This window comes from Bowmanella pacifica (assembly GCF_014645355.1).
In the GTDB taxonomy this organism is placed as follows: Bacteria; Pseudomonadota; Gammaproteobacteria; order Enterobacterales; family Alteromonadaceae; genus Bowmanella; species Bowmanella pacifica.
In genome coordinates, this window is sequence record NZ_BMLS01000002.1 from 349319 (window position 1) to 364249 (window position 14931).

A 14931-nucleotide genomic window follows, 5' to 3' on the forward strand; every position below is an offset into this window, starting at 1 on the left:
ACGGAGTAAACATCATGAACAATAAAACATTCGCACTGGCCCTGTTAGTGGGCACCCTGGGATTAACGGCCTGTGATAACGGCGGTAAAGCCGAGCAAGCCGGAGAACGAATTGACGAGACGGTTGAGCAGACCGGCGAAAAACTGGATGACGCCGTTCAACAAGCCAAGGACAAAATGCAAAGCGCCAAGGACGAACTTGAGGATGTTGCCAGCAAAACCGGTGAGAAACTGGAAGATGCGGCTGAGTCCAGTGCAGATAAGCTAAAGGAACTATGCGAGAAGGCCAAAGATAAGGCCGAGTTTAAAGATAAAGATTGCTAATAATATCGGGGGGCTTAGCCCCCTTTTTATAGCTTGTAGCCAGTACATATAGTGCTGGTTGTCGTCATTCTGCACGCAGGGAGGGCGAATGCCAGTTGCGATCTATTACTTAAGTGGCAGCCTGGCTGTCTTCATCTTACTGTTACTCTCACCTTGGGCCTCACTCAGTGTGCTGCTTGCCTGGACAGGGCTGTCCCTATTCGCTGTAGGTCTGGCTTACCTGTTTAATTACCCTTCACTATTTAGAAAGCGCCCTGACGGCGCAATCCCACTTGTCATACGCTGGCTGTTTATCCCCTTCTTACTTGGGGCGGGTCTATATAATCGCTGGGCACGTAAACGCGACAGGGTTCCACCTATTCAACAAGTGACCGAGCAGTTATTTCTGGGTGCCAGACTGTCTTCCAGTGATGTGGAATTTATTAGAACCCAAGGAATATGTGCAGTACTGGATGTGACAGCGGAATTCAACGGGTTGAACTGGGCTGTGGAAGAACAAGATATTCACTATCTGAATGTACCTGTACTGGATCATAGTGCCCCCGATGCGGCGCAATTAAACCTGGCAATAAACTGGCTGCATAAGCAACATCGCCAGGGTCATAAAGTGCTAGTGCATTGTGCCCTGGGCAGAGGCCGTTCGGTGCTGGTAAGCGCAGCTTACTTATTGGCAACGCAACCCAAAAGCTCTGCAGAGGAAGTACTTGAAGGTATTCGCGCCATTCGCCAGACCGCCCGATTGAATCGTTGGCAATTCAAACAGTTAGCCTTTCTCCATCAGGAAGGCCGACTTGGCTTATCGGTCGAAACTTGGCTTATCGCCAATCCCGCTGCTGGCGGGGGAAAATGGCAACAATGTAGAGAACAAATAGAGCAGCAGTTAGCCCCTAGGTTTAACCTGACAATTAAGCAAACCACAGTTCAGCAAGATGGCTATGCTCTGGCCAGGCAGGCTGTCAATGCAGGCGCTGAGCTGGTTATAGCCTGTGGTGGCGACGGCACTATAACAGAAGTCGCGTCGGCTTTGGTCAATACCCAGATACAGTTGGGTATTATCCCATTGGGAACGGCCAATGCACTGAGCTACGCCCTATGCGGCATCAGGAGCAAAGTACTGCCCATAGACACGGCCTGTCAGGCTATTCTGGATGGAGAGGTACGTGCTATCGATACTGCCCGCTGTAATGGCAAGTTAATGTTGTTGCTGGCCGCCCTGGGGTTCGAGCAACAAATGATAGAAGCCGCTGACCGGCAAGAAAAGAACGCGCTGGGTCAGATGGCTTATTTACTTGGCTTGTGGCGAGCCATCGAACGCAATCACTGCCTAGAACTCCATATTCAGTTTGATGATGAACCTGTACAAAAACTACAAACCCACAGCCTGGTTATCGCCAATGCGGCACCGCTGACCACCTTGCTCGCCCAAGGGGATGGCGAGCCAGACTTAGCAGATGGGCAACTGGATGTTACTTGGTTATCCCCCAGTGAGAATTCGACCCAACATTTGTTCAGCCTTACTGAGCTTGCCACGGCAGGCATTAGTCCAACCAGTGAAAACATCCATCATCGCCAGGCCAGGCGTGTTCGTATTCAGGCCGCCGATGCCAAACACTATGTGATAGACGGCGAAGTCTTTGATGATCTTCCTGTGGATATCCAGATTTATCCCGCTTCGCTGTATGTGCGAGCGCCAATCATTAAGTAGTCTGTCCCCTCCCCTTTCAGGGCTGTTGACCGCTGTCGGGCTGAGGGGACAATAGCGCCACAGCGCTTAAAGTCACCTAAACGGGCTCTGTTAGCCTGGCTACCACCCGCGTCAACATAGGCTTTGCCCCAAAACAGCGGCCATTCTTGTCAAGAACGTCCTTTCAGGAAAACTGTCAGAAAAATATTGAAAACTGTCTCCTCAAAACGACATACGCAGAACACAATGGATTATTTAGCCTTTATTTTCAACAAGTTAAAAGTTGGCATCATCTTCGCTACAGGAAAAGTGAGTTTAATGACAATGTCAAAGGAGACGATGATGAAACTCACAGCAACCCTGATGACTCTGACACTGATTGCGGCCCCAGTCGCCATGGCAGGTGAGAATAACTGGGAAAAAGATGCCAAGGATGCCTGGATCGATGGCAAGGCAGAAACCACTTTGCTGCTTAACACCAATTTGAATTCATTCGACATCAATACTGATGTGAAAGATGGTGAGGTTACACTGACCGGTAAAGTGAGCAGTGAAGTAGACAAATCTCTGGCTGGCGAGTTGATTGAAAGCCTGGACGGTGTGCATAAGGTTCACAACAAACTAGAAGTGCTCGACAGCGAGAGTCCAAATCAAATGGTGCAGACACTGACAGACTCCAAAGTCGTCGCAGTGGTCAAAACCCGCTTACTGATTGAATCAGAAGTGACCGGCAGTAACATTGATGTCGATGCCAAAGAGGGTGTGGTCACACTACAGGGCGAAGTTGCCAACGATGCAGAGCGTGATCTGGCCATTGCCATTGCCAAAAACACAGCAGATGTCACAAAAGTCGTGGATAAACTGGAAGTAGTAGAAAAATCTTAATCACTTTTAGCCCACCCTTCGGGGTGGGCTTATATGTTCGTCGCTCAACCGCCACAATCTCCCCCGCCTCGCCCTCTAAAGGTCTAAAGTTGTAGTGAGCTTGCCGGCATTTCTGAAGATATATCATGACAGAAAGACAAAAAACCGCCCTGATTACCGGAGCCAACCGCGGACTGGGATTTTTCATCGCTAAAGGGTTAGCCGAACAGGGCAACATTCGGGTGCTTGCTGCAGCCCGCAATGAAACAGATGCAGAAACAGCGGCCCGAGCCATAGGCCATGGTGCTGTTGGCGTTGAGCTGAACCTGTTAGACAGACCGGAGTTGAGAGCTCAGGCCATAGCCCAGGTATTGGGCCCTATTGATATTCTGATAAACAATGCAGGCATCCTGCTTCCAGCGAACGCGCTGGATTGTCAGCGCGCTGAGCTGGAGCAATCATTACAGGTCAATGCCATTGCGCCATTTCTACTTATGCAGATTTTAGGAAGTCAAATGCAGCAACGCGGCTGGGGACGCATTGTTAACCTAACATCCGGCTGGGGCACCTTCTACGATGGCTTCAAAGGCCCGACAGCGTATTCGGTCAGCAAGGCTACCCTTAATGCCATGACTGTTAATATGGCCCGCGTGTTAGGGGATAAGGTGAAGGTCAATGCAGCCTGTCCAGGCTGGGTCAGAACGGATATGGGAGGTCCAGAAGCACCGCTTTCCGCTGAGCAAGGTGCCGATACCCCCATCTGGCTGGCGACCCTGCCTGATGAGGGGCCAACAGGTGGTTTGTTCCGTCACCGTCAGCCTTTGCAGTGGTGAATACGCTCATGTGCGCCAGCGATTAAACGACCAATACCACTGCTCAGGGTAGCGCAAGATGATCCGCTCAAATCTGTCATATAAAAGCTGAATCGCCTCTGTATAGGCTTGTTTAGTCCTCGCAACCGGCTCTGTCATAAAAGACTCAATGTAAACCTGATAGCGACCGTTATCGCCAATACAGCCGTAGGCAAGCAACATCGGCGTACCGGCAAAGGCGCTCAGCATGGCAGGGCCAGCAGGTGCGGTAGTCTGGCGCCCGAAGAAATTGACGTTCACATCTCTGGCAAATAAATCCGCATGCAAAGACACTACCGCACCTTGTTGTATATGCTGCAGTAAACGCACAAAAGCGCCATCTTGTTTCTTCTCCACATAGTCTATCCCTGCTCGCTGGTATGGATTATGTGCGGAGGGAATAAAGGCCGGCATATGTGTGAGGGTAACCGAGCGACCGGTTAGGCGTTGTAGAGCCAACGGCACCAACTCATAACAACAAGTATGTAAAGTTGCTACGCACAGCCCCCGACCTCCGTTAAGTTGTTGACGCACTGACTCGTCGCAGTAGATCTCTATCTCAAGGTTATTCAGATCCAGACAGTCCAATAAGCCGCGGATTATTGTTGCATAAGAGCGAAAACAAAGACGCTTCACCTGCTCACTACTCAAATTTGGCAAAGCCTTATTTACATTGCCAGCCGCCCGGGTCCGGGTACGTCTTGCCATAGCAAGAATCAAACGTGCTAAACCACCTGCCAGATAGGGGCGAGTGCGACGCGGTAAGCAGGTCAAAAATCGCAGCAGAAAAACCACCAAATGCTGCTGTATGCTGATTCGCCCATCACGCATTAGCCTTGGCCTTTTTAATAAAGTCGGTGAGTGTTGCTACAGAATAAAAGGTCTCACTATCAAACCCAGCGTCCTGAACCTCCAAGCTGAAGCTCTGGCTGACTTCCGTCAACAGTAGCATCAAGGCCATAGAATCAAAATCGGGCATTTCTCCCAGCAATCGCGTATCGGCGTTAAAGTCTGTCGCCGGTCGACTGAGTACATTACTCAGTAATTCAGTTAGTTTAGTTTGAATATCCATACATGCTCCTACTCGTATTGAAGAGCACTATACATCCCGTATCGGACACAATTCCGTGAGCAAATTGTTGATAGCTGTAGGCAAGTGTATGGAACTGTTTGAGGCTAAACAGGCATAGCGAACGGCAAAACGTTCGCTTTGGCTTAATGGTAAAGGGGGCAAATCAGGTGAAGTAAAAGACGTTAACTTACTGAAAATTGCTGAATAAGTACTGTCATAGCCGCCCCTTGCAATGAAGGGTGAGGAACAGACATATCCTGATCTTCCACTATATGCAACGCGCTGGGTCTGATACCAAAACTGATCAGCTCGCGCTTCACCGCTTCAGCACGGGATAAGGCAAGACTATCAGGCAATGCTGCACCAACACAGTGGTCACGGTAGCCATAAATCATAGCCAGTGAGCGGGGATTTTGCTTGATCAGCTCCGCTTGCTGAAACAGTTTATCAAGCTCAGTTACGGGTATCTTGGCGCTCCCACTAGGAAAACCAACTAACAATTCCTTTAGTGCCTGACGTTGAACATGAAAATTAGTCATCAGTCCCTCCAGCATATGGATATGGGGAAAAGCTATCCCTGCAAGGGAAATGGCGCGCCCGTCCATGTGGCGCACCCAGGTTGAGAAAAGTTAAGGCTTAGTTGCCTTGAAAGCTGTCAAATTCAGCGCGGGTGATTTGACCGTCGCTGTCGGCATCCATCTGCTCGAATACCGCAGCCAAGCGGCTATCGACGGACGCTTCTTCCTTAGTCAACGCACCATTACCATCCTGATCCAGTGTGGTAAACAGATCGCTGGCAGACTCAGTAGCATACGCACCCATAGCGGGCAGAAAAAACAGAACAAATGCGAACTTTTTCATAATATTCTCCATCAATTTGGTTGTTGACCGGCCCGTTTGGTTACGCGAGCCGGTGACCACTTAAGGCTTAGTTACCCAGATATTTATCAAATTCGGCGCGAGAAATTTGACCATCGGCGTCGATATCGATTTGATCGAATACTGCCGCTAGGCTGCTTTCTGCAGAGGCTTCTTCTTTACTCAAGGCACCGTTACCATCCTGATCCAACGTACTAAACAGATCGCTGTCAGCATTAGCGGCATATGCGCCCATAGCGGGCAGGAAAAACAAAACAAATGCGAACTTTTTCATCATAGTCTCCTTTGATATTGAAATAGCCCGGCCTGTCATTCAGCGCGGCAAACCGGGCAGCAACCTTGATCCTTAGTTGCTTTGATATTTGTCAAACTCAGCACGGGTGATTTGACCATCGCCGTCAGTGTCAATTTCATCAAAGGCTGCGGCCAGACGACTTTCAACCGAAGCTTCTTCTTTACTCAACGCACCATTACCGTCCTTGTCCAGGGCAGCAAAAAGGTCGCTGATATTGCCGCTAGCCAAAGCACCAGTGGCAGGCAGGAAAAACAAAATAAATGCGAACTTTTTCATAACATTCTCCTTCGACATTGTTATTACCCGACATTGATGTACGTCGAGTCGGCGTTGTTGCCGTGTCAGCGTTAACGGCGTTGTCGTTAGCGCTTGAACAAGACATTACAACTTCAATGCCAACTTTTATTTTTTCTTTAAAATCAAAAAGATAAGAGGAAAAGAGGAAAAAAATAAAAATCAACCTGTCGCCTTGACCCAACACTAATTTAACGACTTGAATTTTTTCTATAAAAATCAAACAGATAAGTTGTCATCTATCTGAAACACAGGGCTATAAACACTGTTAGGACGGGATTTGTCAGCCAATATGAAGGCCGACAAGGAGCCAGAATAGCTGCTGTTATAGCAATGCAGCAGAACCCTAGCCAACTGTAAGGTGACTTGTATTTATGTAGTCAAAGCCCGCAACAACAATGAACAGGGCGGCACTGCTTTGTGTTTAAGAAAAATAGGGGGCATAGAATGGGCGAAGTCCCAAAATACGTATGCGTATAAAGGAGCTACCACGAAAAATGGGGCGCTATGCGCCCCATTCGTATCAGTCAACAGGCTAGGAAACCCGTACTTAGCTCCCTTGGCTAGATTTGGAACACCGACACCTGCCCCTGCAGATTAATGGCCAAACGTGATAAATCATCGCTGGCCTGGGCGTTCTGATTGGAGCTGTCAGTAACACTAGCGATGCTGGTACTAAACTCATTCACATTGGCACTGATCTCATTAGCTACCGTCGTCTGCTCTTCCGTTGCCGTCGAGACCTGAATGTTCATATCAGCAATCACCGTTAGTGACGCGATAATGTCTTTCAGAACCTGTGAAGAATCTTCTGCATGATTCACACTGTCTGAAGCCATTTGCTGAGCCTGACTCATGCTTTCTACCGCTTCTTTGGCTGCCACTTGCAGTTTACCTATCATGTCGCTGATAGACTCAGTGGCTTTCTGTGTGTTGTGCGCCAACTGACGTACCTCATCAGCCACCACGGCAAAGCCGCGTCCAGAGTCACCGGCCCTGGCCGCTTCAATGGCCGCATTCAGAGCCAGCAAGTTGGTCTGCTCTGCCACATTCTGAATCAGTTGAACAACCTGGTTTATATCATTAGCCTGATTATGCAGTTGCTGAATCACATCGCTGCTGCGATTAACCACGCCAGATAACTGGTTAATAGAATTGATATTCTGCTGAACCTTTTGCTGGCCAAGCTGCGCTTGTTCATCTGCATCATTGGCTTTCTGCGAAGTAAGTAGTGCATTCTGTGCCACTTCCTGAATAGCCGCGGTCATCTCAGTCACCGCTGTGGCAATTTGCGTACTCTGATGTTCTTGCTCATTGGCAGTACTGGCCACCTGCGTGCTGATAGCATGCATCTCTTCTGCCGATGCCGCTAAGCTACTGGACGCTTGAATCACCTCTTTAACCAGCCCGTGAATACGATCAAGCATTTGGTTAAATCCCTGCGCCGTTTCAGCGATTTCATCCTTACCCACCACCTCTGCTCGTACCGACAGATTTGCCGACTCGGCAATCTCGGTAATAGTGTCCCGCAATCCCAGCAACGGGGTATTAATAGAGCGGTAGATCAGCCAGGCAACCACCAGCATCAGCACAAATAAGATGGCAAACTTAACCATGAACAAGGTCACAGTGGTTTCATAATCCGCGGCGACTTGCATACGGAACTTATTCGCTTCATCTTGTTGTAGTTGAATTAGGTCCGCATAACTGGCACTCAGAGGATCGAAAACCTGATAAAGCTCGCGGACAAACTGATTCGGCTCAATTTTGGAAAGCGTGCCCTGGCCTAATTGACGACGATAATCGGCAAGCTTACTTAATACGGCATTCAAGTTAGTCTCTACCTGTCGTACCAGTTGCGCTTCCTCGTTAGTCAGCTTGGTCGCGTTATACTCCTGCCAATACTTATCCGCCGTATCCTGGGCCGACTGCATACGCCGGTTAAGTTCGTCTTGGGAGATCACACCAGCGCGATACTTGTGCAAAACATCGACAATCTCCACCGCATAGTTATCCGATACCACTTTGATCTGCTGTAGTGGCACCACACGGTCTTTGTATAAACTGTCGATTTGGTCATTGAGCTGCTGGAGATCCAGCAAGGAATTAAAGGTAGATAGAGCAAAGAAAAACAGCGGTAAGGCAACCAAAATCACCAACCGCACTTTGACTGTCACTTGATTCAGCATGATGTATTCTCTTGTCACAACGGAAAATTACATCCTTAAATTACGTCCTCTCGAGCAAAACTTTATTGCTCGAGATCAGTCCTTTAGCGGGGGGACAAATTCAGTTTATGTCACTTAACCGCGCATCTCCAATGAATAATGCCGGTTATTTAAAATTACGTCCTTTAGGCAACTTGTTACTTCTGAAAATCGCAGCAAACTTGGTGAAAAAAAGACCTCAGCATAGAAAGTAACAAGCTGTCACCAACGCTCATTTGGTTAATAAAAAGTAACCCGAGGCGCATGCTAGATCACATTTGTGACACTTTTATTGCAATACTGGTGGATTAGACATCAGTTGAAACAATTCCTCTGAAAACCACGTGAATTAGGGCTTCCATTACATTATCGCAGTCGCTAGGATTCGCGCCGCAAACTAGTTTGCCAAACAACAGATAAAGGAACATCATGAAAAAAATTAATGTAGTGCTGACTTCTCTTCTACTTTCTTCTCCTGTAGTTGCACAAGAATATAACCTGTTCAGTGAACTGAACTATACCCGTGCAGAAGTAGGCCAGAATGACAATGACATTCTAGGTATCAGCTCCACCTATTACTTCGACAAGAAAGCGGTATTGGGCCCACTGGCTGAATTGTCCTATATCAATGACAAAACCAATGTTTACGGTGCGTACATTGACAGTGAAGGTGACGTTAACGACCTGACTATCGGCGGTGAGTTGTTCTACAACAACTTCCTGTTTGGTGCTGAGTATAACCGCGCCGAAGTTGGCAGCTTTGACGCTGACAGCAGCAAAGTCACCCTGGGTTACCTGATCAACCCTAACTTCTTGGTAAAAGCTGACTACACTGACCTGGAGCAAGGTGGTTTCGCCACTTTCGGTGCTCAGTACACCCACTCTCTGGGCGGTGTTGACTATGTTGGTTTCAGCCTGAACGTTGACGACGAGTTCGACGTATGGACTGCTTCAAGCAAATACTTCAGCGCACTGGGCGAAGACCGTTTTGTTGCTGCCGAATTGTCTGTTACTGACAACGACGGTGACACTGACTGGGGTATCAGCGGTGACTACTACTTCACTACTATGACGTCTGTTGGTCTGAGCTACGCTGACGAAGCGAGCGACGATGTATGGGGTATCAACGCCAAGCATTACTTCAACACTAACTGGGCGGTATCTGCTGCTTACGCCAGTGCTGACGAAAATGATGCGGATATCTACAGCATCAGCCTGATTGGCCAGTTCTAATTATCACCCGATAATTGACTGACAAGAAAGCGGAGCCCAGGCTCCGCTTTTTTATGTTCAGGATGAACGGTATGCCGCGGTGGCATGGATGCCATGGAGCGGCGATGTTCAGGATGAACGGGCAGATAATTGCTCCTGCATGATCTGCACTTCCACCATCCCTGGTGGTCGTATGCCGCGGTGGCATAGATGCCAAGGAGCGGCGATGTTCAGGATGAACGGGCAGATAATTATAAGCTACTTCCATGTAGCTTACCTGCGCTGCAGGCCAGCTAAAGCTGTTCCATAGCGTTCCATACGCTATGGTGCTCCTGCACGATCTGCACTTCCGCCGTCCATGGCGGTCGGCCGAAAACTGCTCCTGCGTTTTCTGCACTTCCGCCATCCTTGGCGGTCGGCCGAAAACTGCTCCTGCGTTTTCTGCACTTCCGCCATCCTTGGCGGTCGGCCGAAAACTGCTCCTGCGTTTTCTGCACTTCCGCCATCCTTGGCGGTCGTCTACCACCGTGGTATGGATGGCAAAGAGCGGCGATGTCCATGGAAGGACTGAATGACGACGTTGCAGGAGCATTCGTCGGCGATGTTCAGGACGGGCAGCTAGCTGCCGATACGTCCGCCACCTTGCTTGGTAACCACCACCACAGAAGGTCTGGGCGGTAAGTCATCGCTGAAATCCGGCCAACGTGTTTTAGGGTTATCAAAACTGCTGCCGCCGCCCGGGTGCTGTACGGAGCAGAATAGATTTTGTGTGTCCGGGGTGAAAAACGGCCCGCAGAGTTCTGCGCCCTGGGGGGTACGCAGGAAGCGCTTGGTGAGCGCCCGGTTGGGTCCATTCACCTCGGTGGCCCAGATGCCATCCGCAATACCCGCTGACTCCGCACCATCCGTCGCTATCCATAAGTTCCCCAGGCTATCAAAGGCACAGTTGTCAGGACAAGCTAACCAACCATTCTCACTGATATCCGGGTGATATTGAGTACCCGCCTGACCTTTTTTACCGGCAACCAGTAATAGCTCCCAGTTAAACTGCTCGGCACAGTGATCGCCGCCGGGCGGTGTCATTTCCAATACCTGGCCAGCTCGGTTCTCGGCGCGGGGATTAGGGCCATCCACCTGAGCTTCAGTACGTCTGCTGTTGTTGGTCAGCATCACATAAACCTGACCAGTTACCGGGTTAACCTCTACATCTTCGGGCCTGTCCATTGGTGTCGCCCCAAGTAAGTCGGCGGCTTTTCTACAATCCAGCTGCACATCCGCCTGACTATGGAATCCATTTTCCGGCGTTAGTGGTCCCTGACCAAATACCAGCGGCAACCACTGCATGCTGCCATCGGCCGCAAAGCGCGCGCAGTATAGAGTTCCCTCATCCAGCAGGCTCAAATTGGCCTGACGGTTATCTGGCTGGTAGTAACCTTTGCTGATAAAACGGTACAAATATTCAAATTGTTGATCGTCGCCGCTGTAGGCCACGACTTTGTTGTCTGCATTAACAAACACATTGGCGCCTTCGTGCTTAAAGCGCCCCAGTGCGGTTCGCTTTTTCGGCACGGATTGTGGGTCATATGGATCGATTTCCACCACCCAGCCCACATGCATAGGTTCGGCCGGATTATGGCGCATATCCCAACGCTCATGGTGTAAACCCCAACTACAACGGAAATCACTGGCCATGCCGAAGCGACGATAGTTTTCCCCTTCGTTACTGGCACTGAAGTCCCCCCCAAAGAAACCATCCACATTCTCTTCGCCGGTCAGAATAGTGCCCCAGGGCGTTACGCCACCGGCGCAGTTTCCATAGGTACCACGGGTTTGTATCCCATCGGTGCTGTAGCGGGTAAACAGACGACGGCTACCGGCAGCAGGGCCGGTCATTTGCATGGGCGTATGCGGCGTGATACGACGGTTATAAGGTGAATTTAACACCAACTGCCACTGACCATCGGCCTGGAGCGCAATCTCCACCACGCTCAGACCATGGGCAGCAATATTCACATTCGTTTGCTCCTCACTGAGCGCCATCTCCGAGGGAGAACCAGGGAACATCATCTCTGAGCTGCAATACTCATGATTGACCACCAACAGGCCACGATCCGACGCGCTAGACCCCAAGGGTAAAGAAACAAAGCCGATGAAATCATTGTTGTAACCAAACTGCTTGAGCTGACGCTGTTCGGTTTGCATGTTGGGATCAAAGGCCGGGGTGTTAGGGAAAAGCGCGTCTCCCCAACTGACCAAAACTTGCGCCTGATAGCCAGGTGACACCGACAGGTAAGGATCCAGGCCATGAGCCAGCTCGGTAAAGGTCAGTGAGCCTTGCGCCTTATTCACCGGCGCTAAGGCCGATGACGTATTGATACTACACGCTCCCAGCATCATGGTAGCGCCGCCAAGCCCCAGTCCTTTCAGGGTGTCACGGCGGGACAGGCGTACGGCCAGAACAGATTGAAAATCTGGGGAAGAAGATGATTTTTGCGGCATAAAAGTCTCTATAGCTGAGCATTAACACCTGACAAGTGCCAATAGGAGCTGGTCAGGTTCGGTATTAAAAGCGCAGGAGACTAAAAGCTGTTGATGACAGCGGCATGACAGTTCGATGACAAGCCGCTGATTTACGATGAAATTACCTTAATAACAAAAGCGGCACCTTGGCCTGCGCCAACATTTTTAACGTGAAGCTGCCCAGCAGCATTTCACGCCAACGGCTGTGTCCAAAAGAACCCATTACCTGCATTTGAATGCCGTGCTGCTGTTGATAGGTCAACAGTTCCTGATCCGGGATACCGTGCAAATTAGCTTGTACAACCTCAATATCAGCACCAATCAGAGCATTCGCGCCTTTTTGCAGAATGTCGCGGCCTTTCTCGACATCATCCCCCACATAAACTAAGTGGCAAACCATGCCCTTAAACAGTGGACTGCTGGTCAGTAGCTCCAATGCCCGACAGGCTGCCTGACTGCCATCGTAGGCCAGCATAATACGCTCGGGTTTTTCAAACTCGTGATTAACCACCAGAATAGGACGGTGCAATGAACGCAGCACCATTTCAAGCTGGTTGCCCAGGCGACCGGGCTGGTCTGCATGATCTTCACCGCGAATACCCAGCACCAACACCCGGATCTCATCCTCCAACTCCACCAGGGTTTCGGTCAAACCACCATGGCGCTGACACTGCTTAACATCTGTTACCCCCATAGCGATAGCTCTGTCAGCCGCGTTACTCAGCACCTGCTTGCCCTGCTCAAGCATAATTTTGCTGCGTTTGGCCTCCAGTTCGGTCAGCTCTTCCAGTAAATGCTCACGGCTACCAAAACCGATATTACCGGACAAGTCCGATACCACTACCGGCTCTCGATGCTCCAGGTTATGCAATAACTTGAGCGGCGCCGTGACCCGGCCGGCGATCCAGGCTGCATAATCGGCAACCGCCGCACTGATGGAAGAACCGTCAATACCAGCTAATACTTTTCTGTTGTCGTTTACCATTAATGCAGCACCTTCTCAATCTCTTCCGGTTTATCATGTTTGCCAAAACGGTCCACTATGGTTTCGCTGGCCTGATTAAGGCCAATAAGCTCGACATCCGCGCCTTCGCGACGAAACTTAAGCACGACTTTATCCAGCGCATCCACTGCAGAGATATCCCAGAAATGCGCCCGGCTCAGGTCAATCACTACTTTATCAACCACTTCCTTGAAGTCAAAACCAGCGGCAAATTTATCGGCTGAATTGAAAAATACCTGGCCAATCACTTTGTAAGTTCGGGTGCTGTTTTCGCTATCCAGACTGGTATCCAGGTAGAGAATATGACTGACCTTATTAGCGAAAAACAGCGACGCCAGCAACACGCCAACAAACACCCCATAAGCCAGGTTATGGGTAAAGACCGTCACCAATACCGTGGCCAGCATCACAATATTGTAAGACATGGGATAGGTTTTCAGTTTTATTACCGAGTCCCAACTGAAGGTACCGATGGACACCATAATCATCACTGCCACCAGCGCCGCCATCGGAATTTGCCGGATCCAGTCGCTCAGGAACACCACCATAATTAGCAAGAACACCCCCGCCACCAGGGTAGATAAGCGTCCTCGCCCGCCGGATTTCACATTGATCACAGACTGACCAATCATGGCACAACCTGCCATTCCCCCCAGTAAACCGGCGCCAATATTGGCGATACCCTGCCCCTTACATTCGCGATTTTTGTCACTTTGGGTATCGGTTAAATCATCCACAATAGTGGCGGTCATTAACGACTCCAAGAGACCAACCACCGCCAGCGCCGCCGAGTAAGGTAGGATTATCCACAAGGTGTCCAGATTCAGTGGTACATCCGGCCATAAAAATACCGGTAAGGCATCTGGCAGTTCGCCCATATCACCGACGGTGCGGATATCCAATCCCAGTAACAAGTACACCACCGTCATAGACAGGATACAGACTAACGGTGAGGGGATGACCTTGCCGATTTTCGGCACATAGGGAAACAGGTAAATAATGCCAAGACCGGCAACGGTCATAGCATAGACATGCCAGGTGACGTTAGTAAGTTCAGGGAGCTGAGCCATAAAAATCAAAATCGCCAGGGCGTTGACAAAGCCCGTCACCACAGAGCGGGACACAAAAGACATCAGGCTACCCAGCTTAAGATACCCTGCCAGTATCTGCAGCACACCAGTCAGCAAGGTCGCGGCCAGCAAATACTGCAAACCATGTTCTTTGACCAGTGTCACCATTACCAGCGCCATCGCTCCGGTGGCGGCCGAGATCATTCCCGGTCTGCCCCCCACAAAGGCAATAATAGTGGCGATACAAAAAGACGCATACAGGCCCACTTTGGGGTCGACCCCGGCGATAATGGAAAAGGCAATGGCCTCAGGGATCAGGGCCAGCGCCACCACCAGGCCGGCCAGCAAGTCGGCGCGCACGTTGCCCAGCCAATCTTGTCGGGTTGAGTGTAATAACATAATCAAGTCTCGTTGTTTAACAGCTAAACGGCCAGCCACAATAAAAATGCCCCTTAAGCGACCATTAATTAGCACCAGCGCAGTCATGCAAAAGTAAAAAAGCGTGCTTAAGCTGCGCGCGCAGCCGCAGCATTAGGGCATTTATCCGTTGTTGAAAGGCGAAAGATCATACGCAGCTATCGGGGCGCTGACAACCTGGCAAAGCACATCCCATCCCCTCATACCAGGCGCAACTATTGCTGTCGGCGCTATCTACTA

Annotated in this window: 15 protein-coding genes; 5 read left to right on the plus strand and 10 right to left on the minus strand. The window is 50.0% G+C overall.

Features of this window, described 5'->3' with window-relative positions:
- Window positions 1-14: 14 nt before the first annotated feature.
- From IEX02_RS07690 to IEX02_RS07705, 4 genes are all read left to right on the plus strand, one after another.
- Entirely contained in the window at window positions 15-323 is a 309-nt protein-coding gene (locus IEX02_RS07690; protein WP_188692718.1) for a YtxH domain-containing protein, read from the plus strand.
- 88 nt (window positions 324-411) lie between these two features.
- A complete protein-coding gene (locus tag IEX02_RS07695; protein ID WP_188692731.1) occupies window positions 412-2028 on the plus strand; it encodes a diacylglycerol kinase family protein in 1617 nt (538 codons plus the stop codon).
- Between the two features lie 321 nt (window positions 2029-2349).
- A complete protein-coding gene (locus IEX02_RS07700; protein ID WP_188694071.1) occupies window positions 2350-2892 on the plus strand; it encodes a BON domain-containing protein in 543 nt (180 codons plus the stop codon).
- Between the two features lie 125 nt (window positions 2893-3017).
- Complete coding sequence (locus IEX02_RS07705; protein WP_188692746.1) at window positions 3018-3704, plus strand: SDR family NAD(P)-dependent oxidoreductase; 687 nt, start codon at window positions 3018-3020, stop codon at window positions 3702-3704.
- Window positions 3705-3710: 6 nt separating this feature from the next.
- On the opposite strand, the gene IEX02_RS07710 is transcribed toward IEX02_RS07705, so the two are convergent.
- From IEX02_RS07710 to IEX02_RS07740, 7 genes are all read right to left on the minus strand, one after another.
- Window positions 3711-4553, minus strand: a complete 843-nt coding sequence (locus IEX02_RS07710; protein WP_188692750.1) for a lysophospholipid acyltransferase family protein — start codon at window positions 4551-4553, stop codon at window positions 3711-3713.
- Window positions 4546-4794, minus strand: a complete 249-nt coding sequence (locus IEX02_RS07715) for a phosphopantetheine-binding protein (protein ID WP_188692753.1) — start codon at window positions 4792-4794, stop codon at window positions 4546-4548. The genes IEX02_RS07710 and IEX02_RS07715 overlap by 8 nt, the downstream gene beginning before the upstream one ends.
- Before the next feature lie 182 nt (window positions 4795-4976).
- On the minus strand, window positions 4977-5333 hold the full coding sequence (locus IEX02_RS07720; RefSeq protein ID WP_188692755.1) for an OmpA family protein: 357 nt from the start codon (window positions 5331-5333) through the stop codon (window positions 4977-4979).
- Window positions 5334-5430: 97 nt separating this feature from the next.
- Window positions 5431-5655 carry an EF-hand domain-containing protein gene (locus tag IEX02_RS07725; protein WP_188692758.1) on the minus strand — a complete coding sequence of 75 codons (225 nt, stop codon included), beginning with the start codon at window positions 5653-5655 and terminating at the stop codon, window positions 5431-5433.
- A gap of 67 nt (window positions 5656-5722) precedes the next feature.
- Window positions 5723-5947, minus strand: a complete 225-nt coding sequence (locus tag IEX02_RS07730) for an EF-hand domain-containing protein (RefSeq protein ID WP_188692761.1) — start codon at window positions 5945-5947, stop codon at window positions 5723-5725.
- 72 nt (window positions 5948-6019) lie between these two features.
- Complete coding sequence (locus tag IEX02_RS07735) at window positions 6020-6244, minus strand: EF-hand domain-containing protein (RefSeq protein ID WP_188692764.1); 225 nt, start codon at window positions 6242-6244, stop codon at window positions 6020-6022.
- 581 nt (window positions 6245-6825) lie between these two features.
- Window positions 6826-8451: a methyl-accepting chemotaxis protein gene (locus tag IEX02_RS07740; protein WP_188692767.1), complete on the minus strand. Its 1626-nt coding sequence runs from the start codon at window positions 8449-8451 to the stop codon at window positions 6826-6828.
- 447 nt (window positions 8452-8898) lie between these two features.
- Between IEX02_RS07740 and IEX02_RS07745 the strand changes: the two genes are divergently transcribed.
- Window positions 8899-9702 (plus strand): putative porin, encoded by an 804-nt coding sequence (locus IEX02_RS07745; protein ID WP_188692769.1) that lies wholly within the window; start codon window positions 8899-8901, stop codon window positions 9700-9702.
- 597 nt (window positions 9703-10299) lie between these two features.
- Here IEX02_RS07745 and IEX02_RS07750 read toward each other — a convergent pair.
- The 3 genes from IEX02_RS07750 to IEX02_RS07760 form a co-directional block, all read right to left on the minus strand.
- Window positions 10300-12180, minus strand: a complete 1881-nt coding sequence (locus IEX02_RS07750; protein ID WP_188692772.1) for a PhoX family protein — start codon at window positions 12178-12180, stop codon at window positions 10300-10302.
- A gap of 142 nt (window positions 12181-12322) precedes the next feature.
- A complete protein-coding gene (locus IEX02_RS07755; protein WP_188692775.1) occupies window positions 12323-13186 on the minus strand; it encodes a universal stress protein in 864 nt (287 codons plus the stop codon).
- Window positions 13186-14673, minus strand: a complete 1488-nt coding sequence (locus IEX02_RS07760) for a SulP family inorganic anion transporter (RefSeq protein ID WP_188692778.1) — start codon at window positions 14671-14673, stop codon at window positions 13186-13188. The genes IEX02_RS07755 and IEX02_RS07760 overlap by 1 nt, the downstream gene beginning before the upstream one ends.
- Window positions 14674-14931: the final 258 nt, after the last annotated feature.

What these genes read in the sequence shown, in the direction of transcription:
- IEX02_RS07735 (WP_188692764.1), bottom strand. Translation starts at nt 6,244, where the DNA reads ATGAAAAAGTTCGCATTTATTTTGTTTTTCCTGCCTGCCACTGGTGCT.
- IEX02_RS07705 (WP_188692746.1), top strand. Translation starts at nt 3,018, where the DNA reads ATGACAGAAAGACAAAAAACCGCCCTGATTACCGGAGCCAACCGCGGA.
- IEX02_RS07720 (WP_188692755.1), bottom strand. Translation starts at nt 5,333, where the DNA reads ATGACTAATTTTCATGTTCAACGTCAGGCACTAAAGGAATTGTTAGTT.
- IEX02_RS07750 (WP_188692772.1), bottom strand. Translation starts at nt 12,180, where the DNA reads ATGCCGCAAAAATCATCTTCTTCCCCAGATTTTCAATCTGTTCTGGCC.
- IEX02_RS07755 (WP_188692775.1), bottom strand. Translation starts at nt 13,186, where the DNA reads ATGGTAAACGACAACAGAAAAGTATTAGCTGGTATTGACGGTTCTTCC.
- IEX02_RS07715 (WP_188692753.1), bottom strand. Translation starts at nt 4,794, where the DNA reads ATGGATATTCAAACTAAACTAACTGAATTACTGAGTAATGTACTCAGT.
- IEX02_RS07745 (WP_188692769.1), top strand. Translation starts at nt 8,899, where the DNA reads ATGAAAAAAATTAATGTAGTGCTGACTTCTCTTCTACTTTCTTCTCCT.
- IEX02_RS07760 (WP_188692778.1), bottom strand. Translation starts at nt 14,673, where the DNA reads ATGTTATTACACTCAACCCGACAAGATTGGCTGGGCAACGTGCGCGCC.
- IEX02_RS07700 (WP_188694071.1), top strand. Translation starts at nt 2,350, where the DNA reads ATGAAACTCACAGCAACCCTGATGACTCTGACACTGATTGCGGCCCCA.
- IEX02_RS07695 (WP_188692731.1), top strand. Translation starts at nt 412, where the DNA reads ATGCCAGTTGCGATCTATTACTTAAGTGGCAGCCTGGCTGTCTTCATC.
- IEX02_RS07710 (WP_188692750.1), bottom strand. Translation starts at nt 4,553, where the DNA reads ATGCGTGATGGGCGAATCAGCATACAGCAGCATTTGGTGGTTTTTCTG.
- IEX02_RS07730 (WP_188692761.1), bottom strand. Translation starts at nt 5,947, where the DNA reads ATGAAAAAGTTCGCATTTGTTTTGTTTTTCCTGCCCGCTATGGGCGCA.
- IEX02_RS07725 (WP_188692758.1), bottom strand. Translation starts at nt 5,655, where the DNA reads ATGAAAAAGTTCGCATTTGTTCTGTTTTTTCTGCCCGCTATGGGTGCG.
- IEX02_RS07690 (WP_188692718.1), top strand. Translation starts at nt 15, where the DNA reads ATGAACAATAAAACATTCGCACTGGCCCTGTTAGTGGGCACCCTGGGA.
- IEX02_RS07740 (WP_188692767.1), bottom strand. Translation starts at nt 8,451, where the DNA reads ATGCTGAATCAAGTGACAGTCAAAGTGCGGTTGGTGATTTTGGTTGCC.